Origin of the sequence: Pseudomonas sp. PSE1(2024) (assembly GCF_050990555.1) — a bacterium.
Taxonomy (GTDB): domain Bacteria; phylum Pseudomonadota; class Gammaproteobacteria; order Pseudomonadales; family Pseudomonadaceae; genus Aquipseudomonas; species Aquipseudomonas aphyarum.
On record NZ_CP158967.1, the window covers coordinates 1903611 to 1928252 of the forward strand.

At 59.4% G+C, this 24642-nt stretch carries 22 protein-coding genes; 4 read left to right on the forward strand and 18 right to left on the reverse strand.

Annotated elements, in window-relative coordinates:
- Nucleotides 1-28: 28 nt before the first annotated feature.
- A complete protein-coding gene (locus tag ABTV87_RS08665) occupies nt 29-961 on the forward strand; it encodes a lipid A biosynthesis lauroyl acyltransferase (RefSeq protein ID WP_007960061.1) in 933 nt (310 codons plus the stop codon).
- 36 nt (nt 962-997) lie between these two features.
- Entirely contained in the window at nt 998-2170 is a 1173-nt protein-coding gene (locus ABTV87_RS08670) for a patatin-like phospholipase family protein (protein WP_085608812.1), read from the forward strand.
- Nucleotides 2171-2286: 116 nt separating this feature from the next.
- Here ABTV87_RS08670 and ABTV87_RS08675 read toward each other — a convergent pair whose 3' ends face one another.
- The 8 genes from ABTV87_RS08675 to puuE form a co-directional block, all read right to left on the reverse strand.
- Nucleotides 2287-3072, reverse strand: coding sequence for an outer membrane protein OmpK (locus ABTV87_RS08675; protein ID WP_433899254.1), 786 nt, complete (start codon nt 3070-3072; stop codon nt 2287-2289).
- Between the two features lie 372 nt (nt 3073-3444).
- On the reverse strand, nt 3445-4230 hold the full coding sequence (locus ABTV87_RS08680; RefSeq protein WP_007960055.1) for an outer membrane protein OmpK: 786 nt from the start codon (nt 4228-4230) through the stop codon (nt 3445-3447).
- 86 nt (nt 4231-4316) lie between these two features.
- A complete protein-coding gene (locus tag ABTV87_RS08685) occupies nt 4317-5675 on the reverse strand; it encodes a nucleobase:cation symporter-2 family protein (RefSeq protein WP_221532949.1) in 1359 nt (452 codons plus the stop codon).
- 168 nt (nt 5676-5843) lie between these two features.
- Nucleotides 5844-7157, reverse strand: a complete 1314-nt coding sequence (locus ABTV87_RS08690; RefSeq protein WP_064378710.1) for a urate hydroxylase PuuD — start codon at nt 7155-7157, stop codon at nt 5844-5846.
- A gap of 51 nt (nt 7158-7208) precedes the next feature.
- On the reverse strand, nt 7209-7712 hold the full coding sequence (locus tag ABTV87_RS08695; RefSeq protein WP_027613342.1) for an ureidoglycolate lyase: 504 nt from the start codon (nt 7710-7712) through the stop codon (nt 7209-7211).
- A 151-nt stretch (nt 7713-7863) separates the two neighbouring features.
- The gene (gene alc / locus ABTV87_RS08700) at nt 7864-8859 is read right to left on the reverse strand and encodes an allantoicase (protein WP_007960036.1); all 996 of its coding nucleotides are present in this window, start codon (nt 8857-8859) and stop codon (nt 7864-7866) included.
- An 87-nt stretch (nt 8860-8946) separates the two neighbouring features.
- Nucleotides 8947-9462, reverse strand: a complete 516-nt coding sequence (gene uraD / locus ABTV87_RS08705; RefSeq protein WP_007960034.1) for a 2-oxo-4-hydroxy-4-carboxy-5-ureidoimidazoline decarboxylase — start codon at nt 9460-9462, stop codon at nt 8947-8949.
- Nucleotides 9459-10385: an allantoinase PuuE gene (puuE, locus tag ABTV87_RS08710; RefSeq protein WP_007960032.1), complete on the reverse strand. Its 927-nt coding sequence runs from the start codon at nt 10383-10385 to the stop codon at nt 9459-9461. Before puuE ends, uraD begins: the two co-directional genes overlap by 4 nt.
- Before the next feature lie 430 nt (nt 10386-10815).
- Here puuE and uraH point away from each other — a divergent pair, with 430 nt between their 5' ends.
- Nucleotides 10816-11169: a hydroxyisourate hydrolase gene (gene uraH / locus ABTV87_RS08715; protein WP_011333195.1), complete on the forward strand. Its 354-nt coding sequence runs from the start codon at nt 10816-10818 to the stop codon at nt 11167-11169.
- Between the two features lie 108 nt (nt 11170-11277).
- Here uraH and ABTV87_RS08720 read toward each other — a convergent pair whose 3' ends face one another.
- The 6 genes from ABTV87_RS08720 to ABTV87_RS08745 form a co-directional block, all read right to left on the reverse strand.
- The gene (locus tag ABTV87_RS08720) at nt 11278-12726 is read right to left on the reverse strand and encodes a hypothetical protein (RefSeq protein WP_433899255.1); all 1449 of its coding nucleotides are present in this window, start codon (nt 12724-12726) and stop codon (nt 11278-11280) included.
- A 105-nt stretch (nt 12727-12831) separates the two neighbouring features.
- Entirely contained in the window at nt 12832-14442 is a 1611-nt protein-coding gene (locus tag ABTV87_RS08725) for a hypothetical protein (RefSeq protein WP_433899256.1), read from the reverse strand.
- Nucleotides 14443-14613: 171 nt separating this feature from the next.
- Nucleotides 14614-18297, reverse strand: coding sequence for a calcium-binding protein (locus tag ABTV87_RS08730; RefSeq protein WP_433899257.1), 3684 nt, complete (start codon nt 18295-18297; stop codon nt 14614-14616).
- A 201-nt stretch (nt 18298-18498) separates the two neighbouring features.
- Nucleotides 18499-19128 (reverse strand): LysE family translocator, encoded by a 630-nt coding sequence (locus ABTV87_RS08735; protein ID WP_007960020.1) that lies wholly within the window; start codon nt 19126-19128, stop codon nt 18499-18501.
- A gap of 87 nt (nt 19129-19215) precedes the next feature.
- Nucleotides 19216-20565, reverse strand: coding sequence for an NCS2 family permease (locus ABTV87_RS08740; RefSeq protein ID WP_007960018.1), 1350 nt, complete (start codon nt 20563-20565; stop codon nt 19216-19218).
- A gap of 196 nt (nt 20566-20761) precedes the next feature.
- Nucleotides 20762-21205, reverse strand: coding sequence for a MarR family winged helix-turn-helix transcriptional regulator (locus ABTV87_RS08745; RefSeq protein ID WP_085608807.1), 444 nt, complete (start codon nt 21203-21205; stop codon nt 20762-20764).
- An 82-nt stretch (nt 21206-21287) separates the two neighbouring features.
- Here ABTV87_RS08745 and ABTV87_RS08750 point away from each other — a divergent pair, with 82 nt between their 5' ends.
- Entirely contained in the window at nt 21288-22454 is a 1167-nt protein-coding gene (locus ABTV87_RS08750; protein WP_433899258.1) for a PLP-dependent aminotransferase family protein, read from the forward strand.
- A gap of 28 nt (nt 22455-22482) precedes the next feature.
- Here the strand turns inward: ABTV87_RS08750 and ABTV87_RS08755 are convergent, their stop codons facing one another.
- The 4 genes from ABTV87_RS08755 to ABTV87_RS08770 form a co-directional block, all read right to left on the reverse strand.
- A complete protein-coding gene (locus ABTV87_RS08755; protein ID WP_323151152.1) occupies nt 22483-22854 on the reverse strand; it encodes a glutathione S-transferase N-terminal domain-containing protein in 372 nt (123 codons plus the stop codon).
- Nucleotides 22855-22956: 102 nt separating this feature from the next.
- Nucleotides 22957-23502, reverse strand: a complete 546-nt coding sequence (gene folE, locus ABTV87_RS08760; protein ID WP_003204506.1) for a GTP cyclohydrolase I FolE — start codon at nt 23500-23502, stop codon at nt 22957-22959.
- Nucleotides 23503-23579: 77 nt separating this feature from the next.
- Nucleotides 23580-24137 carry a Smr/MutS family protein gene (locus tag ABTV87_RS08765; RefSeq protein ID WP_085690493.1) on the reverse strand — a complete coding sequence of 186 codons (558 nt, stop codon included), beginning with the start codon at nt 24135-24137 and terminating at the stop codon, nt 23580-23582.
- Nucleotides 24138-24210: 73 nt separating this feature from the next.
- Nucleotides 24211-24531 carry a hypothetical protein gene (locus ABTV87_RS08770; protein WP_007960009.1) on the reverse strand — a complete coding sequence of 107 codons (321 nt, stop codon included), beginning with the start codon at nt 24529-24531 and terminating at the stop codon, nt 24211-24213.
- Nucleotides 24532-24642: the final 111 nt, after the last annotated feature.

Here is a 24642-nt window from a genome sequence, read left to right on the forward strand (position 1 = left end):
CGCGGCCACTGTATTTACGGAAGCTTTAATGGATCGCCCGCGTTTTCGAAAAGCATTTCTTGCCCCACGCTTCTGGCCGCTCTGGTGCGGCCTCGGGCTGTTGTGGCTGATCGTGCAGCTGCCCTATCCGGCCTTGCTGGCCATCGGTCGTTTTCTTGGTGCCTTGATGTATCGCTTCGCCGGCGACCGGCGGCGCATCGCCAAGCGCAATCTGGAACTGTGTTTCCCGGAAAAATCCGCCGCCGAACGCAAGCGCCTGCTCAAGGAAAACTTCGCCTCCACCGGCATTGCCTTCTTTGAAATGGCGATGAGCTGGTGGTGGTCGCGTCAGCGCCTGGCGAAACTGGCCCACGTCGAAGGCCTGGAGCACCTGCAAAAGGCCCAGCGTGAAGGCAAGGGCGTGATTCTGATGGCGGTGCATTTCACCACCCTGGAAATCGGCGCGGCGCTGCTCGGCCAGCAGCACACCATCGACGGCATGTACCGCGAACACAAGAACCCGCTGTTCGACTTCGTCCAGCGTCAGGGCCGCGAGCGGCACAACCTCGATTCGCTGGCGGTGGAACGTGACGACGTGCGCGGCATGCTCAAATTGCTGCGCGCAGGCCGGGCGATCTGGTACGCGCCGGATCAGGACTACGGCGCCAAGCAAAGCATCTTCGTGCCGCTGTTCGGCATTCAGGCCGCGACCGTCACCGCCACCAGCAAGTTCGCCCGTCTGGGCAAGGCACTGGTGGTGCCGTTCACCCAGGAGCGTCTGGCCGACGGCAGCGGTTATCGTCTGGTGATTCATCCGCCGCTGGAAGGTTTCCCGGGTGAGACCGAAGAAGAAGATTGCATCCGCATCAATCAGTGGGTCGAAGGCGTGTTGCGTGAGTGCCCCGAGCAATACCTGTGGGCACACCGGCGCTTCAAGAGCCGGCCACCGGGCGAGCCGAAGCTGTACGCCAAACGCGGTTGATTTGACCCATCCCCATAAGCACCACGGAGCGTTGCGATGAGCCCAGCTGAACCGGTCACAGGTTTGATTCTTTCCGGCGGCGGGGCTCGGGCGGCGTATCAGGTGGGGGTGCTGGCGGCGATTGCCGAATTGCTGCCATTGGGGGCGGACAATCCGTTTCCGGTGATCGTCGGCACGTCGGCCGGGGCGATCAACGCGGTCAGCCTGGCCAGCGGTGCGACTGATTTTCGCGCGGCCATCGAACGCCTTACGCTGTTCTGGCAAGGCTTTCGCAGCCATCGCGTGTTGCGCAGCGACTGGCCGGGGGTGATCCGCCAGGCCAGCCGTTTCGTCAGTCACAGCCTGTTGGGCATGGGCCGGCAAATGCCGGTGGCGCTGCTCAACAGTTCGCCGCTGCGTCATCTCCTCAACGAAAAACTGCACATGCCCGGCATCGCCGAGTCCATCGCACGCAAGCAACTGCACGCGGTGGCGGTGACGGCGTTCGGCTACGAGTCCGGGCAAGCCGTGACCTTCTATCAGGGCGGCGGGACCATCGATTCCTGGCTGCGTCACCGGCGTATCGGTGTGCCGACGCAGTTATCGGTGGAGCACTTGCTGGCCAGTTCGGCGATCCCGCTGTTGTTCGCGCCCGTGAAGATCGGCGATGAATATTTCGGCGATGGCGCGGTGCGACAGTCGGCGCCGATCAGCCCGGCGCTGCACCTGGGCGCGAGCCGGGTGCTGGTGGTGGGCGTCAGCGGCAACCCGCGCGGTTTTGATCCGGCGCAACCGCTGGAGCGCACCTACACCGGGCAACAGCCGACGCTGGCGCAGATCGGCGGGCACATGCTCAACAGTACGTTCATTGATAGCCTGGAAAGTGATATCGAGTTGCTTCAACGTCTCAACCAGTTCAGTCATCTGATGCCCGAAGGCACGCCGACCCGTGCGCTGGGGGTGGCGCCGGTGGAAGTGCTGGTGATCTCGCCGAGTCAGCCGATCGATGAAATCGCGGCGCGGCATCGTCAGGAACTGCCGGCGGCTTTGCGATTGTTTCTGCGTGGGCCGGGAGCGACCAAGACGAGCGGGGCAGGGGTGTTGAGTTACTTGCTGTTCGAGGCGGGGTATTGCAGCGAATTGATCGACCTTGGACGGCGCGATGCCCTGGCCAAGCGCGATGAACTGTGCCGGTTTTTGGGGATTAACGAGGCGGTGGCTCCCGCTTGAGATTTGGGGTGCCGCCATTCGCGAGCAAGCCCGCTCCCACATTGGTTTTGTGAACGACACAAACCGAATGTGGGAGCGAGCTTGCTCGCGAAGGCGTCCGTAAGGACGCCGCCGGATCAGAAGTGGAACTTCACCAGGAAGCTGGTCACGTTCTGATTGGTGGTGAAGGCCTTGGTGTCGTCGATACCGTACTTGTCTTTCCAGTAGTCGTATTCAACACCGACGTACAACTGCTTCTCGCCGAAATTCAGCGCCTTGCCCAGGTCGTATTTGACCTGCGGGTTGAAGTGCAGGTTGGCGTGGTATTCGCCTCTGCTGTTGACGTCGTTGTCGACCACCCAGTCCATGTAGCCGTCGATCAGGATGTTCGAGTCGCCCACCGGAATGGTGTAGGACCACACTGGTGTGATCTGCCAGACGTTGTCACCCGGACGCGAGCCTTCGGTGTGACGCTGGTAGAAGTTCAACTGGAAGTAGTCGAAGCCCGGAATGGCCAGGTCGAAGCCCGGGCCGATCAGGTAGGACTCGGTGTCACCCTCGCCGAACTCGTAGGTCATCGCCAGCAGGACGTCCTTGATCGGGCCGAACTCGATCTTCTGGTCGAGGACCTTGCCCAGCGAGATGCGTGGCTGGAACTCGCCGTAGTAGGTGTTCGGACCGTTGTTGAAGTCCTTGTCACCGTTGTAGAAAATCTTGTCGAGGAAGAAGAAGTTGTCCCCGTACTTCCACGCATCGGCGTGCTCGAAGGTCACGGTCTGCTGGATGGCCGGGTTGACCTTGAAGTCTTTGCCGTAGAGGTAGGTCAGGCTGTTGTTCTGCCATTGCAGCAGGCCGTCGGCCATGGCCTGACCCCCTACCAGCAGCGATCCCGCAAGCATCAGGCTGGTGCACATACGTTTCATTCGGTTGCTCCCAAAGTAGGTGTTCCACGTTTATTTTTTTGAGTCGGCGCTCTGGTGTGGCGCCTTTTTTCGTTGCAGCAAAATTCATCCATTCGGTCAGCTTTAGTGCTGTTAGCAAGAGCTGAGCCAAGGCTTTTCGAAAAGCAAAAAAACGCCCGTCGGCTGCTGAAAAACAGTCGATTGAGCGTGTTTTCGGGATGCCTCGGTACTGACCGCGGCCGGGATAAGTTGGCTTTTCGGTCAGGAATTAAATTCGGGCTTTTTTTTAGACCGAATTCAGGAGGCCGCGGAGAATACTGACTCAACGGCCAGGCCTCAAGTGCCCCGCAACAGAGCACCGACGACAGGTAGGGGGCACGGTTGCGGGTCATCTTAGAAGTGCACCTTCACCAGCAGGCTGGCGGTGTTCTGGTTGGTGTCGAAACTGTGGGTGCTCTCGACCCCGTATTTGTTTTTCCAGTAGCTGTATTCGGTGCCGACGTACACCTGCTTCTCACCCCAGCCGAGGGCTTTGCCCAGGTCGTATTTGATCTGCGGGTTGATGTGCAGGTTGGCGTGATAGGTGCCGCGTGAGTTCTGGTCGTTGTCGACCACCCAGTCCAGATAGCCGTCGATCAGCAGGTCGGAATTGCCCACGGGAATGCTGTAGGACCAGCCGGGAGTGATTTGCCAGACGCCGTCGCCGGGGCGCGGGCCTTCGGTCTGGCGGCGATAGAAATTCAGGGTGAAATAGTTGAAGCCCGGCACCTTGAGGTCGAAGCCGGGGCCGATCAGGTAGGCCTCGCTGTCGCCTTCGCCGTACTCGTAGGTCATGGCCAGCAGCACGTCCTTGATCGGGCCGAACTCCAGTTTCTTGTCGAAGATCTTGCCGAACGACAGGCGCGGGCTGAATTCGCCGTAGAACGCGTGGGGCCCCTTGTTGCGGTCTTCCTGGCCGTTGTAGAAGATCTTGTCGACGAACAGGAAGTTGTCGCCGTACTTCCACTTGTCGGCGTGCTCGAACGTCACCGTCTGCTGGATCGACGGGTTGATCGCGAAGTTCTTGCCGTACAGGTAGCTCAGGCTGTTGGTCTGCCACAGCAATAAATCGCCGGCCATGGCTTGCGATGCGGCCAGCAGGCCGCCGCTCAACAACACGTTGGTTTGAGTCCGGATCATCTGTTGCTCCCTCTTGTTTTTATTGTTTGAGGCAAAGCTGTCGCGAGGGGGCAGGCTTGGGCGAGCCCCCTTTTTTACTCTTCGGATCAGTGCGGGTGTGCGTGGCAGTCGTTGATCGCGGCGCGTTCGGCGCCGCCGAGAATGTTGAACAACAGGTTCAGCGTCAGCGCGCTGAGGGTGGCCATGGCGATCCCGCTGTGGGTGATCGGGCTCATCCACAACGGCAGGTGGGCGAAGAACTCCGGGCGCACCACCGGGATCAGGCCCATGCCGATGCTCACGGCTACCAGCAATTGATTGCGGCGGTCGCCGATGTCGGCTTCCTGCAGGATCTTGATGCCGGTCGCCGCCACCATGCCGAACATCGCAATCGCCGCGCCACCCAGCACTGCCGGTGGAATCGACGCCACCAGGAACGCTGCTTTCGGCAACAGGCTCAGGACGATCAGCAGACCGCCGGCGACGATGGTCACCGAGCGGCAGCGCACGCCGGTCATCTGCACCAGGCCGATGTTCTGCGCGAAGGAGGAGTGGGTGAAGGTGTTGAAGAAGCCGGCAACGAACGATGCGCCGGCATCACACAGCAGGCCGCGACGCAGCATGCGCGGGCAGACTTCCTGGCCGGTGATCTTGCCCAGCGCGAGGAACATCCCGGTGGACTCGACGAAGATGATCACCACCACCAGGCACATCGACAGGATCGGTGCCAGTTCGAACTTCGGCATGCCGAAATGCAGCGGGGTGACGAACTGAACCCACGGCGCGTTGGCCATGCCGCTCAGGTCGACCATGCCGATGGCGCCGCAGAGCACGTAGCCCAGGCACATGCCGATCAGCACGGAAATGTTGACCCAGAAACCGCGCATGAAGCGGTGGATCAACAGAATGGTGGTCAGCACCAGTGCGGCGATGGCCAGGTAAATCGGTGAACCGAATTGAGCGGCGCCAGCGCCGCCACCGGCCCAGTTCACGGCCACGGGGAACAGCGACAAACCGATCGAGGTGATGACCGTGCCGGTCACCAGAGGCGGGAAGAAGCGTACGACCTTGGACATGAACGGCGCGATGATCATGCCGAAGAACCCGGCGGCGATAGTTGCGCCGAAGATTCCCTGCAGACCGATGCCGGGCATGCCGGCCATGGCGACCATGCTGCCGACGGCGGCGAAACTGGCGCCCATCATCACCGGCATGCGAATGCCCATCGGGCCGATGCCCAGAGATTGCACGATGGTGGCGATGCCAGCGACCAGCAGGTCGGCGTTGATCAGGAAGGCGATTTCTTCACGACTCAGGCCAGCGGCCTGTCCAATGATCAGCGGTACCGCGATGGCGCCGCCGTACATCAGCAGTACATGTTGCAAACCGACCAGGATCAGTTGCAAAAGGGGCAAACGCTGAATGGCGGGTGCGTCGGGGATGCGCGCTTTGGACAGCTCGGACATGCAACACCTCGGATCTTTTTTATTCTTGTGATTAACAGCTGCCGGGTTGCTCACAGCTGTTTCTTTGCATCAGGTAAACCGCGTTGCGGCTAATCGCTGGCAAGCCAGCTCCCACACAGGCAGTGCAAAACCCTGTGGAAGCTGGCTTGCCAGCGATGCTTTTACTGCTTAGTTGGTCTGGGCTCCCTGGGCGATCCATGCACCGATCAGGTCACGTTCCTGCTGGGTCATCTGTGTGATGTTGCCCAGTGGCATGATCTGCGTGGTGATGGCTTGCGCCTGGATCCGTGCCGCGTTCTGGCGGATCTGCTCGGGGGTGTCGAACATCACACCGGCCGGTGCAGCGCTGAACAGCGGGCTGGTCGGTTTGGCCGAATGGCAGACCGCGCAGCGTTCCTGGATCACGTTGTGCACCTTGTCGAACGCAGGACCGGCGTTGGACGCCTGAGCCGGAGCAGCGGCCGGTGCAGCAGGAGCTGCCGGTTGTGCAGCTTCAGCCGGTTTCGCGCCACCACCCAAAGCCGTTTCCGGCAACGGCTGGTACTCGATTTTCGCAGGCGCCTTGGCCACGTCCGGAGCGGTCGACATCGGCGCAGGGCCGGTGACGTACGCCAGACTGATCATGCCTACCGCTGCCACTGGCAGGGTCCAGGCAAACTTGTGGCTGTCGTGACGGGTGTTGAAGTAGTGACGCACCAACACCGCCAACACCGCGATCCCGGCCAGGATCAGCCAGTTGTACTGGCTGCCGTAAGTGCTCGGGAAGTGGTTGCTGATCATGATGAACAGCACCGGCAGGGTGAAGTAGTTGTTGTGACGCGAACGCAGCAGGCCTTTGGCCGGCAGCGCCGGATCCGGCGTGCGGTTCTCGGCGATCGCGGCAACCAGTGCGCGCTGGGCCGGCATGATGATGCGGAACACGTTGCCGACCATGATGGTGCCGATGATCGCGCCGACGTGCAGGTACGCACCACGACCGCTGAATACCTTGCTGAAGCCATACGCCGCGCCGATGATCAGCACGAACAGGATGAAGCCGAGCAGGGCAGGTTTTTTGCCGAGGGGCGAATCGCAGAGGAAGTCGTAGATGAACCAGCCGGCGATCAGCGAACCGATGCCGATGGCCACGCCTTCAGGGCCGGTCAGGCCGCTGCCGGGTGCCACGAGGTAGAGCACGGGGTTGGAGTAGAACACCACGCATAGCAGCGCGATACCCGACATCCAGGTGAAATAGGCTTCCCATTTGAACCAGTGCAGGTTCTCCGGCATCGACGGAGGGGCCAGTTTGTATTTTTCCAGGTGATAGATACCGCCGCCGTGGATCGCCCACAGATCACCGGCAAGACCGGTTTTCGGGTTGACGCGGTTGAGGTTGTTCTCCAGCCAGACGAAGTAGAACGACGCGCCGATCCAGGCCACGCCAGTGATCATGTGAACCCAGCGCACGCTCAGGTTCAGCCATTCCAACAGATGTGCTTCCACAGTCTTTACCTCTCGCCTGTCACTCTTGTTGTCGAGTGATCAGACCTTCTCTTATTGGTGGGGGGCGAGGATCAAACGCTCATCCTCTTTGAAAAAATGCTCATCGCAGTTATTGCCTGTGCCACTGCGATCAACCACCAGGAAGTCATCCCGCTTTTCGATCGTCAGCACCGGGTGGTGCCAGACGCCGCGATGGTAATTGATGCCCTGCCTGCCGTTGGTGACGAAGGCGCGGACCAAGCCTGATACAGGTACATCGCCAAGTGGCGCGACCACGATCAGAAAGGGATTGCCGAGCAGCGGAATGAAAGCCTGGCTGCCCAGCGGATGGCGTTCCAGCATGCTGACGGTCAGCGGCATGTCCTGCGCGTCGGCGCGGAAGATGCTGATGATCGCGTTGTCCTCAGGCGTCGCGGTTTCGACCGTCGCCAGTTTGTGGAAGCGCATGGTCGAACCGTTGTTGATCATGAAGTGATCGCTGCCGTCGGTTTCGATCACGTCACCGAAAGGGGCGAAGGCTTCTTTGGTCAGCGGTTCAATCGTCAGTGTGCGCATGCTGTTCTTCTTAATCTCTTGAAAATTGATCGTTCCCACGCTCTGCGTGGGAACGCTGCCATGGACGCTCCGCGTCCACTGTGACGCGGAGCGTCACGGTATGCATTCCCACGCAGACGGTTCGACGCCTCGACGTGGGAACGATCAGGTGTTACTTCGCTACCTTGCCGAGAACGCGCAGGCGGCTCACACCACCATCCGGGAACACGTTCAGACGGATGTGGGTGATCGGGCCCAGCGCCTTGATCTGCTCGACGAAGGTGTGTTCGGCGTGCATTTCCAGCTTCTGGCTTGGCAGCAGTTCGCGCCAGAACAGCGACTGGGTTTCGATCTGGCTGTCGGTGCCGCCCTTGACGAACGCGCCCTGGATCGAGCAGGTGTCCGGGTAGTTGCCCTTGAAGTGCAGGGTGTCGACGATGATTTTTTCGATCTCGCCCGGGTGGCCCAGCGCGACGATCACCCAGTCATTGCCTGGCGTGCGACGACGTGCGGTTTCCCAGCCGTCGCCCATGTTGATGCCACGGCCCGGGTTGAGGATGTTGCTCATGCGGCCGAAGTGTTCGTCGGAGCAGGCGAGGGCGCGGCCACCGTTGAGGGCTGCTGCCAGGTCCACTTGCTCGTTGTCGCCAACAGCCGACCAGTCGCGGAACGGAATGCCGTACACGCGCAGACGGGCCACGCCGCCATCCGGATAGATGTTGAAGCGCAGGTGGCTGAACGCCTTGTCGTTGCTGATTTCGTGGTAGTGGTGGCTGTTGCCCTGCAGCTCGACGGCCGACAGCACTTCAGTCCACTGGGTGTTTTCGTCCGGCTCGCCCGACGCCAGGAAGCAGGCTTCCAGCGAGGCCGATGGCGGGAAGTTGCCGGTGAAGAATGAAGTGTCGATGTCCACGCCTTTGATCGAACCCGGTACGCCCAGGCGGATCACCGCGCTGTCGTAGCCTTCGAAGCGCTTGCGGCGGGACTCCCAGCCGTCCATCCACTTGCCGTTGTCATCGAACACGCCCTCCTTCCACACGGCCGGGGTCGGCTGAAACAGACGATTGGCGTCTGCGAACCAGTCATCGGTGACCGAGATGATTTTGGTGCCCAGACGGGCATCGGCCAGGTTGACGAACTTCTCGAAAGGTACGGCGTAAGCTTTCATTCTTCTTGTCTGCCTTTAAATAAGTGGCTTGGGATGCTTGCAGGGCCCTGGGTGCTCTCCGCGTTTGATGCACTCGGGCCAGGCTTGCTAGAGAGTCAGTAATCGGAACAGGGCGATCTTGTTGATCTCCGCCAGCGCGCATTTGAACTCGGTGTCGACCGGGTTGTGAATGCGCGTTTCGAACGCCGCGAGGATCTGATGCCGGTTGCTGCCTTTTACCGCCATGATGAAGGGAAACTTGAACTTGGCTTTGTAGGCGTCGTTCAGCTCGGTGAAGCGCTGGAACTCTTCGGCCGTGCATTGGTGAATACCGGCGCCAGCCTGTTCATTGGTGCTGGCTTCGGTCAACTCGCCCTGGACGGCAGCTTTGCCGGCCAGGTCCGGGTGAGCGTTGATCAGTGCCAGCTGGCTGGCGTGATCGGCGCTCAACAGGATGTCGCTCATGCGCTGGTGCAGGGTTTCGATCTGGTCGATCGACGCGTCCTGGCCCAGGTCGAAGGCCTTCTCGGCCACCCATGGCGAATGTTCGTAGATGTCGGCGAAGGCTTTGACGAAGGCGTCGCGGCTCAGGGTCGACGGTTTCAGGGTTTGAAAGGTGCTCATTTGGCAGCCCCTTGGTACGGGTGGGTTTCGTGCCAGTGACGCGCGATGTCGACGCGACGGCTGAACCACACCTGTTCATGACTTTTAGCGTATTCGATAAAGCGCTTGAGCGAAGCCAGACGCGCCGGACGGCCCACCAGACGGCAGTGCAGACCGATCGACAGCATCTTCGGTGCTTCGGCGCCTTCGGCATAAAGCACGTCGAACGCATCTTTGAGGTATTCGAAGAAATCGTCGCCCTTGTTGAAACCCTGGACCTGGGTGAAGCGCATGTCGTTGGTGTCCAGGGTGTACGGGATCACCAGGTGCGGCTTGCCGGTCGGGTTGTTCGGTTCCCAGTAGGGCAGGTCGTCGTCGTAAGTGTCGCAGTCGTAGAGGAAACCGCCTTCTTCCATCACCAGGCGACGGGTATTCGGGCCGGTGCGACCGGTGTACCAGCCCAGCGGGCGCTCGCCGGTGAGTTCGGTGAGGATGCGGATCGCTTCGAGCATGTGCTCGCGTTCCTGCGCTTCGTCCATGTACTGGTAGTCGATCCAGCGGTAGCCGTGGCTGCAGATCTCGTGACCGGCCTCGACCATCGCGCGGATTACGTCCGGGTGGCGCTGGGCGGCCATGGCCACAGCGAAGATGGTCAGCGGAATGTCGAATTCCTTGAACAGTTTCAGGATCCGCCAGACGCCGGCACGGCTGCCATACTCGTAAAGCGATTCCATGCTCATGTTGCGCGCGCCTTGCAGAGGCTGGGCCGCGACCATTTCCGAGAGGAAGGCTTCGGATTCTTTGTCGCCGTGCAGAATGTTGCGCTCGCCGCCTTCTTCGTAATTGAGTACGAACGACAGGGCGATCCGGGCATTGCCCGGCCAGTGTGGGTGAGGAGGGTTACTGCCGTAACCGATCAGGTCGCGTGGGTAGTCAGCGCTCACTGCAGTCTTCCTTCTTATTCGTTGACAGATTGTGTGGCGCCCTGAAGTTTGGATGGCAGGCTGGCGTCACAGCGATGGGCTGATTGTATACAACTTTATTCTCAATTTGTAAGCCTGAATTTTCGCATTTTTCACCGGCTGTCATCTTTTGCTGTTAATGGCGTGAACCTGCAAGAAACCTGCCTGACCAGTCAGCTAATGGATTGGGGGTTCAATGAATGCGAGGTTACGAGGCAAATCACCGTGAAATCGAAGGATGGCGGGGGTAGCAGCAAAAATGTCGTTTTTATTGTGTACAATTTTTTTGAAAAGTGTCTTAATCAATCGCTCGCCGCAGCTTTTCGTGCTCCGAAACGGTGCGGTCTCCTTTTCAACTGACTTCGGGAGGCGCGAAGTCTGACTGCTCCACGCAGGCAGGCGCGCAGAATCAATGGGACGTTTGACAACACACGTTTTGGACGCTGCACACGGTTGCCCGGGCAGCTCGATCAAGGTCGAGCTGTACCGCGTTGAAGGTTCGCACCTGGAATTGGTCGCCAGTGCGCTTACCAACAGCGATGGCCGGGTCGATGCGCCGCTGCTGCAAGGCGATGACTACCGTACCGGTGTCTATCAGGTTCAGTTCCACGCCGGCGATTACTACCGCGCCCGTGGCGTCCAGTTGCCGGAGCCGGCATTCCTGGACGTGGTCGTGCTGCGGTTCGGCATCTCTGCCGAACAGGATCACTACCACGTACCGTTGCTGATCTCGCCTTACAGCTATTCCACCTATCGGGGCAGCTGACCCCCAAGCAGCTGCCCCTACCGGGAAGCGACTGCGCATATAGCTTCTTTGGTCTTTCGCCCGCTCACACTGCGGGCTTTTTTTCGCCCGTCGTTCAGCGGAGTGCAATCACAGCCGTGGGTTTGCGTCGCGCACGATAAACACGGTGTCGTCGGCGTTCGCCAGTGTCTGGGGACCGCCTCTGAGCCAGACGACCTTGTTTGCAGCGTTTGCTGCAACAACGGCCGCCGCCGCTGTCGCACCCACCTGAATGTGCAGACGTAGATTGGCACTGCTGTGATCGACATTCAGCGTCTGGTTGATCTTGCGGCCCCGGATGCGATGCAGGCTGATGAAGAACACGTAGTCATGCCCCGAGCGCTTGAACACCAGCGCCGGAAACGAGTTGGAGAGGCTGGGGTCGAATACGGCGTAGCCGTTGCGGGTCAGCAGGGTGGCCATGAAACGTTTGAGATCCAGCGCCGATTGCGTGGTGTTGGAATACAGCCATTCCTGGCGAAACAGTGCCGGATCGAAATCCAGTCGCTGCAGCGGACCGTCCGATGTCGGCGTCGGCAATTCGATGATGCGAACCGCCCCATTGCCCGACGTCGGGAGAATCGGCAGCATCAGCAGCGGATCGGCCAGTTGCGGACGGGGATGGCGGTTTCCGGTCTGCCAGTCATTGAATGTCTGGCGCAGAAGGGTCAGCCCCGATCCGGTCGCCGTGTCGGAACCATTTGCCAGCACGAACTGGTGAAAGGCGACACTCTCCAGCGAGGTCGTCGATAGCTCCGGAAAGTATTGGCTGATGTATTTCGTCAGTGGACGTTCGAACGGCAGCGTCGGATCGATTTGCCAGTCATTAGCCGGCGGAACCTGGATGGCGCCCCGCGGCTGTTCCTGTGGTTCCAGTCTGAGCGTGCGGTCCAGCAAGTCGAAGTCGTAGATCAGATGACTCGGGTTCTTGATGTAGACGATCGGATCGCCCGCATCGCCTCGCGGAATGACTTTGTACTGGATACCGTCGACGCGAATGTCACCGGTGGTGGCATGTTGCGGGTCGATGCCCCAACTGCTCCACGGGTCCAGCGTTTCATCGGTGCGCTGACGTTTGGGCGGTACGACCGACGGTTCGTCATCCGGCAATCGGTGACGTGTCATGGACAGCTGCGAGATGTCGGCATCCGGGATGTTTTGCGCAGGGAGCGGACGCCACACAAGCGTACCCTCAACCCTTTCCAGCAGTGGGCCGGATGCCAGGAGTTCACTGGATAACCGGGCCCTCAATCCATTCTGCGCATCGGGGCCGATCTGCACCGTCCCCCCTTCGACAAGGTCGACGTAGGTATAACGTCCCGCTGTGCGCGTGCCGTCCCGAGGATCGGCAGGCGGCAATCTGTTGACCAGTCCGGGGGCGAGAAAATAGCTGCCGATCGGTCGTTGCGCGGTGACGTTCCGGACATGTGTCTCGGCAGGGAGATCGTAGATTTCGATCATCTGTTGACGGGTAACGGGTGGCGCAGGCAATTGCCAGGCCGGGTGGGTCGAGGTCGGATCGATCAGTGTGTCGGGCATCAGTCGAGGCGTCGTTGAAATGTCCGGCGTGGTGTCTCGTAAGACAGGCGTGGAATCCGCTGTATCTGTTTTCGTTCGGATAGGACGTTTGGGGCTCATTGATGATCAGCCTTCGCGAAGAATGAAGAGGGTGGGTTGGTCCGGGCTCGGATGTTGAATGCCGCCCACCAGATAATTGACTTTGTCTTGTGCCAGCAGAGCGTTCAGCCTTTGTTGTCCGGTTTCATCGAGTGTCATCCGCGCTGCCGAACTGGTCAGTTCGGAACCCGGCCTGGTATAGCGAGGGATGAAGCCCGGGGAGACCAACGGGAGCTTCAATACGAAAAGCGAATCCAGTCCTTCCCGATGAAAAACCAGCGAGTGTTCCAGCAGCAAGGGATCTGGCGAACTGACGGTGTATCCACTCTTGACCAGGATGTTGTGGAAGAGCTTTTGCAAGCTCGCAGCCCCCGGTGCAGCTGTATATTCACTCCATTGCTGCGAGAATTTCTGCGGATCAAAATCGACTCGCTGCAGGCTCGGCCCGGTTGTCGGGGGCAGCACGATTCTTCCCCCGAAAGTGCCGTCAGAGATGATGGGCTGGACCGGCAGCAACAGCAGTGGATCTGCAAGGTGTCGGGGGGCGGGGATGGCCCTGTCTTGCCAGTGACGGAAGGTCTGGCTCAGCGCCTGCAACCCTTCGCCGTTGATCACTTCGGCGCCGCGGGACTCTCTGAACATGGCCTTGGCCACGGCCTTGGCAGACTGCCCGGACAAGCACTCGAAGGCATCGGCAACATATTGCGTCAGCGGCTTTTCGAATGGCAGTTGATGGTCTGTAAAGCGCCACTGATTGTCCGGGCCGCGAGCTGCCCAGCGCGGTTGCAGTGTGCGATCGTCCACGAGCATCTGTTCGAAGGCATCAAAGCGCTCGGGGTTGAAACGCGGGTGCTTGATGCAGACGATCGATGTGTTGGAGCGAACGATCTGCGGCACGATCGGGTAGTGCAGCCCGTCTATTTCCACCGATTGACCGCCGGTGGGCTTTGTCGGCTGGCCCCAATTTCGCCATGGCTTGTTGGACAGATCCAGAGGCTGGGCAATGGTCGAAGGCTTGTCGGCGAGTGGGTCTGGATCGGTCGACGCGTCATCTTCATCCAGTCGCGGACGCTTGCCCGGATCGGCCTGCGTGTCCGGCTCGTCGACATGTGGGCGGCGTGCCGTGATTGCTTGTCGTTTTTGCCACAGATTCGTGCCCCGGATCCGCTCGACCAGAAAACCGGAGGGCGTCAGTTCGCTGGCCGAGGTCAGTTGAAAGCGTCCGTCAGGGTGCTGATGAACCATGGCGGTGCCTTCGCGCATGTCCACATAGGTTCGCTCCCGGCCGTCACGGCGGATGCCTTGCGAGGACGCGGCTGCCGGGGTCAGCCTGAGGGCCAGATGTGCAGGAATGAATACGGGTGATGTCGGCCTTGGCGAGGCTTCAGGTGCAATGCCTGACGCGTGTGGCGGCTGGCGGGGCAGCATCTCGCTGACTTCGACCGAGGGCTGTCGGTTGCCTGCGTCATGTTCCGTCGTGCGCGGCGAAGAGTGTCCGGTCAGAGTCGGCTCGCCGGTGGGCAGATGCATGCCGGGGCGAATGTTCGAAACGTTATCGAGGTTGACGTGAGGCGTGTCTGTTGAAGGCCTGGGAGGCGACGAACCCGCTGGAGGAATCTGCTTGGGTGGCTTGGCCATTTGAAGTGCTCCGATGTACGACTGATTCAGCTGTGTAAAGCCATGGAGTGATGCTGGCTAAAGGGGGCTGAATGATCGTCAAAGCGCACTTCTGGCGTGCGGTACATAGATCAATCGGTGCAAGCGACTGATGCAAAGCGTTTCCAGCTGAGTCCGTTGCTCCCGAGGGAATCAGTTGTAGTGCGTTTGTCCGGATAAAAGCCAGGCGAAGTGTTTCGCCTTTTTCAGTTTCTCCGGGTAGTCCAGCGAGAGATCGCCCATCAACCTGACGCAATGTTCGCGCAGGAGTTTCAAGGCGTGGTCGCCCAGCGGGGGAGTGTAAGCGAGGCCGATCTGTGCCACTTCTTCGAACAGTTTCAGTTGGTGGGTGCAGTGGTTGGTCGTCTGTAGATCCAGGCGATCAATTTCGCGGGACTTGTCCGCGTCGAGTATCCATTGACGTTGCGCCAGGTGATATCGCAGGGCACCGAGGCTGCCATCTTTCATGGCCATGTTGCGCACAAGTATGTCGTCTTCCGGATATTGCTTCAGTTCGATAGGCAACGGGGTGGAGAGGTCGGTTGGCGGTACGAGAAACCGTGCATCGATCGCTTCGATATAAACCGCTTCGAAGATCAGGTCGACCGCCCAGACAATGCCTTGCGCGGTGATGACGCGAATCTGGTCGATCAGGTCGCCCGTGTTCTGGTATTGCGGCAGGTAAATGATCGTCTGTCCGATCTGTAACCGGTTGTCGACGAGCGTGATCTCGACCGTGCCCAGGCTGGAGGCGTCGAATTCCCACGTCGAGGAAAATGCCAGTTGCTGGCTCGCGGTCGCCAGTGCGCCGGGTGTGGAAATGCGCAATGACATGCCGGGGGTGAGGTGGACGAGGTACTTCGAGCCCTCACCGGTGAGGCTTTCCACGGCAGTCTGGTACGCAGCGGGTTTGAGCATGACGCACTTCTCCCGGCTACCCAGCGCATGTGCCTGGTTGTCGAGCGGTTGCAGGTATTGATGCGTTCCCGCTCTGGGGGAAAGTGGCAGAGGCACGTTGCTGGTCCAATGCATCGGACCGCTTATTTCAAACGTGTCGTTCCAAAAATGACTGTCGGTGACGGCGGGCTGAACAAGCCGATAAGACGCGCCGTCGTTCATGACCAGAATGAACGAGTGATGGGTTGCCCGTTCGGGAGCCTTCAACCGGGGCTTGAGATCGCGCATGCCGGACATGGTCGAAGAGGCAAGATTTTTGATCGCTAGCTGTTTGCTGCCGAAATGCAGGGTCATCCCGCATTCCTTGTACATGATGTAGTTGAAGTGAGTGCCGCGTATGAGGTCGGCGTTGTAATAAGCCTCGACGCGCGTCAGTTCTGTGCTGGGGCAATCAATGTGCAGCGTAGTGACCCCATTATTACCGGGCGCTGTTACCTGGAAAACTGTCTGGATATTGTTGCGTGACAGCCAGTAGCTCGAACTCCTGTCGTTGGGGACGGTGCACTTCGTATCAAACACGATGACCGGAAGCTGTCGGATTCCCTGTCGCAGGATCACCACTTCCACATCGACCGCTTGCGGCGTTTCGATGCTGGCTGGAAGTTCTGGCACGAGATGAAATCCGTCTTTGGTGATGAAGGTCAGTTTTCCATTCTGTAGCGCTCGTTTGTCCCCGGTTCGCTGGTAGACATTCTTGATCCTGACCACTTTCTTGCTGACGTCGTCGAATTCGAATCCTGATGTGATGACCAACTCCCGGTTTTCGATCTTCCAGCTTTCGATCAGGTCCGATCGCCAGTCCAGTGCAATGATGCTTTCCTCTGCGCCGTCTTCAATAATCGATGCTGCGCCGGGGACATGAGCGATAGCGTAGGCATCCTTGCCTTTGCCGCCATTGGCCGATACGTAATGGCTGAGCAAATAAATCTGGTCCTCGCCGGGGCCTGCATCAATCTCGTCGCGACCACGGGACTTGATGATGTTCGGACCGTCACTACCGATGACTTCATTGGTTGCACCGGCCAGCGTCTCGACGTTTTCGATACTTTGCAGATGACTGTGCAGCCTGTAGGCCTGCTCTTTTGGAGTGGGCGGCTTGACCAGTAGCGACATCTCGCCCTTATGCAAGTCCACTCGGAATCCGTAACGATCTTCGTTGGTTTCCGGGAAGTGTCCCGCCAGTTTCAGCGTGTCGTTACCTGCATCACCTTGCAGTTCGGAAATCAGTGTTTCTTGGGTGCCGGTTTTCAGCAGGTCGGCAGCGCCCTCGAAGATGAACTCGTCGGCTTTCTCGCCACCGTTCAGGGATTTATGGCCGGCAGCGTAATAGAAGCCGTTGGGCTTTTTTTTCACCCCTTGAATAGTGTCGTTACCGCCGCCGATAAACCACAGGATGTCCTTGTCGTCGGCAGAAGTTCCAAGCACTGCTCCGGGAGTGTCTTTGGTAACGCCTGCGCGTGCATCGATGGTGTCGTTGTGATCGTTGATGCGGGGACGCTTGATGGTTTTGTACTTCGGGTTTTGTGCTGTCCACTCATAAGTCGCAACCTGGATGGGTTCGACATCCACCTGGAAACTGCCATTGACGATGGCTTCGGCCTGGTCTTTTAGTGTCTCGTCCAGCAACTTTCGGGCAGTGGCGCGCAGTTGTTGTGAGTGTCGGGCGGCCGACCTGGCGATAAGGTGGCGATCTTCAATGCTTTCATCCGGGCTGATTCCCCAGAACGCAATCCAGCCGGTACGCAGACGCTCTTCGGTGGTCAACGTGATGTAGTCGTCAATGTCATCGACCACATTGATCGCCGCCCAGACTCGGGATCCTGCGACCAGCAGCAAACCGGCGACCAGCCCGATCGGGCCCGCCGAGGAGAATCCGGCCAGTGCCGCTGCACCGAGCAGCACGGTCATGGCCGCGCTGGTGACACTCAACCCGGCATTCACATAGTGATTGATGGATTCTTTGCCGGTTGTCCGGGCTGCCGCCTTGAAACCATCCACCGCGCAAATGATATCGAAGGGCAGCGTCAGGGCGCCGCCAATCAAGCCGCCGCCGCGCCCCAGTTTCAGGGCGAAACTGGTTTTGGCAAAACCCTTGAAGGCACTCTCGCTGGCCTTGAGCATTTGCGTGACTTTGCGGGCTACCGCGAGATCGATCGCTATCGAAGCAACGTCAGCGCTGAACGCCGAACTGTTGAACACGATGCCATATGAATCCTTGTCTCTGATTGCATCTTGCAGACCGCGCAGACCACTGTAGATCCCGAACGCCTGAAGTCCGATACCCGTGCTGGCCATGGTGCGGCTGGTTGAGCGTTTGACCCAGTTCGGGAGTGGCTGCTGAATATGGGCATGGCGGATGTAGAGTTTTTGCGCTGCGTTCAGAAGTTGTTTCAGCTTGCCCGGATAAGTACCTGGATCGCTCGGGGAATCGAATGAGTCATGCAACAACGGCGGCGCCGTCAGGGGGCGTTGGCTGGCAAGTTCGAAGAGCAGGCTGGGAAGCAGATAATCATCCGCCCCGGTCGTTGTTTTCATCCGCGCTTCAATGACGGCTGGATCAAACTGCAACGCATTGATGAAACGCTTTCCGGGCGTGCGGAAAAACGTGTTCTTGCCGTTCAGGGGTTGCCCGTCAATGGTCGCGCCCAATGTATCCAGGGCTCTACGGGTGATTGAATATCCGCCTATCTGCAGTGGGCCGAATACCTGGTCTACCGTTTTCAGTTGCGCTCTTTTGCGTTTGAGCGCGGGCGGGGTCTGGAGGGAATTGTTGTCGTCATAGTCGATCGTTGACGGTTGCCGTTCATTGCCGACAAGTTGCATGTCGGCAATGTCTACGTCGTTATGTTCGATCGATGACGGGAGGATAAGGGTAGCCATTTGAACATCCTTGTTCTGAAGATGAGGTTGCGCTGTGGCGTCATCTTAGGAAGAGGGTTCAAACGATGTACATCGGCGGGGTGTTGCGGTGTGTTGCGTTTTGGAAACGGAAGTTGCTGCCAGTTTCGATGCATGAATCAAGTGTCGAAACTGGCAGCCAGCTTTGAAATTTCTGAAGCTCAGAAGATTGTCTGCGAGGAATCAGTGCCCGCTGAGCAGCGATGCGGCACCGGCACCGCCGAACAATCCGGCGCTGATGCGGTTGAACCAGCTCTGACCCTTGCCGCTGCGCAGGTAACGCGCTGCACCATGGGCACCGAGGCCGTAGGTCAATTTGCACAGCAGATCGAGCAGCGTCCAGGTGGCGATCATCACCAGCAGTTGCGGCAGGAACGGTTGTTCGGCGCTGAGGAATTGCGGCAGAAACGCGGCGAAAAACAAAATGTCTTTCGGATTGCTCGCGCCCAGCACGAAGGCCCGGCTGAACAATGCACGGAATTTCGGAACCGGTGCAGCCTGAGGTACTTCGGCACCCACCGACGGCTGGCGCGATTGCTGCCAGCTCTGCCAGGCGAGGTAGAACAGGTAAATCGCGCCGACGATCTTCAGGGCGCTGAACAGTTTTTCGGACGCCAGCAGCAGGGCGCCCAGCCCCAGCGCCGAGGCACTGAGCAGGCAGATCGAGGCGAACACGCCACCGAGAAACGCCGGGTACGATCGACGCAGACCGTAATTCAGACTGTTGCTGATCATCAGCAACGACAGCGGCCCCGGAATCAGGATCACCACCAGCGCAGCGCCACTGAACAGCAGCCAGGTTTCCAGACTCATCACTTGCTCCTTTTTATCGTTATAAAGAATGTGCAAAAGCCCCACCCGGTGGGGTGAGGCTGTTTTGAAGCTTGAACCGCGTAGCGCTTACAGGAAGATGAACTTGGCGATGAAGATCGCGCAGAGCACCCACAGGCTGACAGAGATCTCTTTGTATTTACCGGTGCCGGCCTTCAGCGCGACATAAGTAATGAAGCCCAGCGCGATACCGTCGGCGACCGAGAAGGTCAGCGGCATCATGATCGCGGTGACGATCGCCGGAATGCTGTCGGTCGCTTCGTCCCATTCGATGTGCGCCATGCCGCCCATCATCAGCATCGCTACGTAAATCAGCGCGCCGGCGGTGGCATAGGCGGGAATCATGCCGGCCAGCGGTGCAAAGAACATCGCGGCTATAAATAGCACACCCACGGTGACTGCGGTAAGACCAGTCCGACCACCAGCCGCTACACCGGCGGCACTTTCCACGTAACTGGTGACCGGTGGAACGCCGACTACTGCGCCGAAAACGCTGGAGGCGGAGTCGGCTTTCATGGCGCGGGAGAGGTTCTCGATGCGCCCGTCAGCGTTCACCAGGTTGGCGCGCTGGGCGACGCCCATCAGGGTGCCGGCGGTGTCGAACATGTGTACGAAGAGGAAGGCAAGCACCACGCTGATCATGCTGACGTTGAATACGCCGGCGACGTTCATGGCCATAAAGGTCGGTGCCAGGCTTGGCGGGGCGGACATGATGCCCTCGTAGTGCACCAGACCAATCCCCCAGCCGGCCAGGGTCACGGTGATGATGCTGATGAGGATCGCGCCGAACACTTTGTGGTAGCTGAGGATCGCGATCATCAGGAAGCAAATGGCGGCGAGCAGTGGGCCGGGTTCACGCAGCGAGCCGAGTTTGATCAGGGTGGCCGGGCTATCGACGACGATGCCGGCGGTTTTCAGGCCGATCAGCCCGAGGAACAGACCTACACCGGCGCCCATCGCATAGCGCAGACTGACCGGAATGCTGTTGAGCAGCCATTCGCGAATCCGCGAAAAGGTCAGGATCATGAACAGCACGCCCGAGACGAACACCGCACCGAGCGCGGTTTCCCAGTTGTAGCCCATGGTGCCGACCACGGTGTAGGTGAAGAACGCGTTGAGGCCCATGCCCGGCGCCAGGCCTACCGGCCAGTTGGCGTAGAGGCCCATCAGCAGGCAGCCCAGCGCGGCGGCGATACAGGTGGCGACGAAGGCTGCACCGTGGTCGATCCCGGCATCGGCCATAATGTTCGGGTTGACGAAAATGATGTAGGCCATGGTGATGAAGGTTGTCAGACCGGCAATCAGCTCGGTCTTCACCGTGGTGCCATGCAAGCTGAGTTTAAAGATGCGCTCCAGCAGGCCATTGCGTAACGGCGGCGAGAGTTCCAGCGTCGATGCTTCGGATTTGCGGCTTTCCACAGCGAGTACTCCTCAAGAGTTTTATTGTTATTTCCAGGACCGGACCCATGAGGGGTGGCAGCGGCCCTTTGAGGCATACGCGAATTTGTTGACCATGCGGTCAGGAACTCGCACGCTGTGGATTATGCTTTTGTGTACAAATAAAGCAAATATTGTTTTTGGTTTTGTAGACGAAAATACTGGCGATCAAGCTATATCACTCGTTCGGACGATGTGTTCCCAGTGCCAGATTCACCGCCAGCCAGCCGTTGACCGCCGTTTCGCCCGCTTCGGCAAAGACGCGCTCAAGCAATTTCACCTGCTCGCGGCGTAATGCCTGTTCAAATTTCGCGCCTTCAACGGTCAGCTCCAGCAGGCGTTTGCGCTTGTCAGTCTCGGACGCCACGCTGTCCACCAGATGCATTTCCTGCAATTGCCGCAACGGCATGTTCAGCGCCTGCTTGCTGACGCCGAGCAGCGCGAGCAATTCCTTGACGCTCAGATTCGGATAACGGGCAATGAAAAACACGATGCGTTGATGCACTCGGGACAAGCCGCGACGCTCGAGCATTTCATCGGCCTTGGCGGTGAACGCCTGGTAACCGAAGAAAAATGCTTCCATGGCTTGTTGCTGGCTGGCGCAGTTTTTAAGGTCAAGCATATTGACGTTTCCAGAGAGGGTGTCGTAATTTCAGTCAACAAGTTTGACTCATTTTTCCCATGCCTCGCTAGCGGTGACTTCCATGGCTTTTTCCGAACGTGTCTCGCGCCTCAAAAGTTCTCTGATCCGTGAAATCCTTGCTGCGGCCCAGCGCCCGGAGGTCATGTCATTCGCTGGCGGTTTGCCGGCTGAAGCGATGCTGCCGAAGGTAGAGTGGGCAGAAATGCCGCTGTCTCTCGGCCAGTACGGCATGAGTGAAGGCGAGCCGGCACTGCGCGAAGCGCTGGCGGCAGAGGCGAGGGCGCTGGGTTTGTCGTGTGAGGCGAGTCAGGTGCTGGTGGTCAGCGGCTCCCAGCAAACCCTCGACCTGGCGGCCAAGCTGTACATCGACAAGGGCACCGAAATCCTGCTTGAAGCACCGACCTATCTGGCGGCCTTGCAGATTTTCCAGCTGTTCGGCGCCGATTGCCTGACCGTACCGCTGGAGGCTGACGGTCCGAACCTTGCGCAGTTGCGTCAACGCCTGGAACAGCATCGCCCGGCGTTCATCTATTTGATCCCGACCTTCCAGAACCCGTCCGCCGTGCGCTACAGCGAAGCCAAGCGCGAAGCCGTTGCGGCATTGCTCGACGAATTCGGCGTGACCCTGATCGAAGACGAACCCTATCGCGAGCTGACCTTCGACGGCGGCAGCGCTCAGCCGATTGCCGGACGCCTGAAGAAATCCAGCTGGATCTACACCGGCACCGTGTCCAAAACCCTGTTGCCGGGCCTGCGTGTCGGCTATCTCATCGCCAGCCCGGATCTGTTTCCGCATCTGCTCAAACTCAAGCAGTCGGCGGATCTGCACACCAACCGCATCGGCCAGTGGCAAGCATTGCAATGGATCGGCAGTGAGAAATATCAGCAGCACTTGAGTGAATTGCGTGGCTTCTATCGTCAGCGCCGCGATGCCTTTCAAGTGGCGCTGGAAAACCATTTCGCCGATCTGGCGGACTGGAACACGCCGCAGGGCGGGCTGTTTTTCTGGCTGACCCTGAAGCAACCGCTGGACACGCGTACGTTGCTGAACACCGCGCTGGCCAACGATGTGGCGTTCATGCCGGGCGAACCGTTCTTCCCCGAGCCGGATCGCAATCCCGGTCATCTGCGCCTGAACTTCAGTCACATCGACCCGGCCCGACTGGACGAAGGGCTCAAACGTCTGGCGGCGGTGGTGCGCCAGGCTCAGGCCGCGCAGGCGGCATAAAAAAACCGGCCATCAGGCCGGTTTTTTTTCAGACTGCGGCGAACCGCTTGTTCAGATATTCGATGATTGTGTTGGACTCGTACATCCAGGTGGTCTGGCCGTTCTCTTCGATGCGCAGGCACGGCACCTTGATCTTGCCACCCTGTTCCAGCAGGGTCTGACGATCCTGCTCGTTGTTTTTCGCGTCCTTCAGGGCCACCGGAACATTCAGGCGACGCAGGCTGCGGCGGGTCTTCACGCAGAACGGGCAGGCGTGGAACTGATACAGGGTCAGGTCCTTGGCGGCGGCATCAACCTGAGCCTGGGCAGCGGTGGGGCGCTGTTTCTTGCCCGGGCGGGTCAGGAAATCAACGAAGATGATCAGTTGGCCGAGGCCGACACGAAGCGCTTTGACGAACACGTTACAAGCCTCACAGGGACATTGAAGAAGGCGCGCAGCTTACCCGATTTTTCACGGACGAAAAAAAACCGGCGATCAACGCCGGTTTTTTTCTGTCACGAGTTACTTGATCAGGCTGAGAAACTCGCTGCGCGTCGCCGCGTTTTCGCGGAATTCACCGAGCATCACTGAAGTGATCATCGACGAATTCTGTTTCTCGACACCGCGCATCATCATGCACATGTGCTTGGCCTCGATCACCACGGCCACGCCCAGCGCGCCGGTGACCTGCTGGACCGCATCGGCGATCTGGCGGCTGAGGTTTTCCTGGATCTGCAGGCGGCGGGCGTACATGTCGACGATCCGCGCAACCTTCGACAGGCCCAGCACTTTGCCGCTCGGGATGTACGCGACGTGGGCCTTGCCGATGAACGGCAGCAGGTGGTGTTCGCACAACGAGTACAGCTCGATGTCCTTGACCAGCACCATTTCGCTGTTGTCGGAGCTGAACAGGGCACCGTTGGTGACCTCTTCGAGCGTCTGTTCATAACCGCGGCAGAGGTACTGCATGGCTTTGGCGGCACGCTTTGGCGTGTCGAGCAGGCCCTCGCGGGAGACGTCCTCGCCCAGTTGGCCGAGAATCGCGGTGTAATTCTGTTCCAGGGACATGAAACTACCTGTGGGGATTTTCGCAAAGGGCAAGGGTACGGTGGCGGACACGACCCTGCAAGTTCGGTGTGACGGGTTTATTCGTCGCGGCCTTCCATCATGGTGCGTTTGAGCATCACGTAAACCGCGCCGGCGCCGCCATGTTTCGCCTGGCACGAGCAGAAACCGAGCACTTGCGCATGCTGGCGCAGCCAGGTGTTGACGTGGCTTTTGATCATCGGCCGCTTGCCGTCCAGACGCACGGCCTTGCCGTGGGTGACGCGCACGCAGCGGATTTCGAATTTGGTGGCTTCGGCGAGAAACGCCCAAAGAGTTTCGCGGGCCTTTTCGACGCTCATGCCGTGCAGGTCGAGGCTGCCTTCGAACGGGATCTGCCCGACCTTGAGCTTGCGCATCTGGCTTTCCTGCACGCCGTCGCGGGCCCACATCAACTCGTCTTCGGGACCGACGTCGATCACGAACTGATCGGACAGGCCGTCAACGGTAGTGGTGTCGGTGCGCACGGTGGCGGACTGGCGCAGCTTGGCAATTTGTGCGCGGTCTGCCTTGGGTTTGCCGGTGTCGGCGCGGTCGTGCTTGATCGGCTTGACGCCTTGGATCGCACTTTTGAACAGGGAAAAATCGTCGTCTTGCATGTCAGCCTCCGCGAAGGGCGGCCAGTTTACCCAAACAGACACAAAACGGCCCGGCAAAAAGCCAGGCCGTTGATCAATCGTGTTTTTTCATCAGGTGCGGGGACATGTTCAATTCCCGCGATTGCCGTGCGCGACGCCGGCAACGACGCCACAGGGCCACGCCGAAATACAGGAACAGCAGGCCGACTGCGAGAATGATTGCCGAGCCAAGCGGTGTTGCATTCAGATCGCCGAGCGCCGGCGGGCGCCCCAGCAGGCTGGCGGCCCCGGCCATCGCCAGCAGCACGCCGAACGTCGCCAGTATGGCCGCGATCGCCGCGCCGAATCGAAATCGCCAGTTGCTTTGGCCTTTGGGCCGCAAGCGGCGTGCGTCAAATCCATCGGATAACTTCATTCCGACCTTCCTCAATGGGTATCGGCCCTTCGACCGGGAGTTGACCGGGTTGTTCCTGAGGCTAGGGTAATTGAAGCAAATGCGAGGTTTTTGCAGATGAGCGGCGGGCTG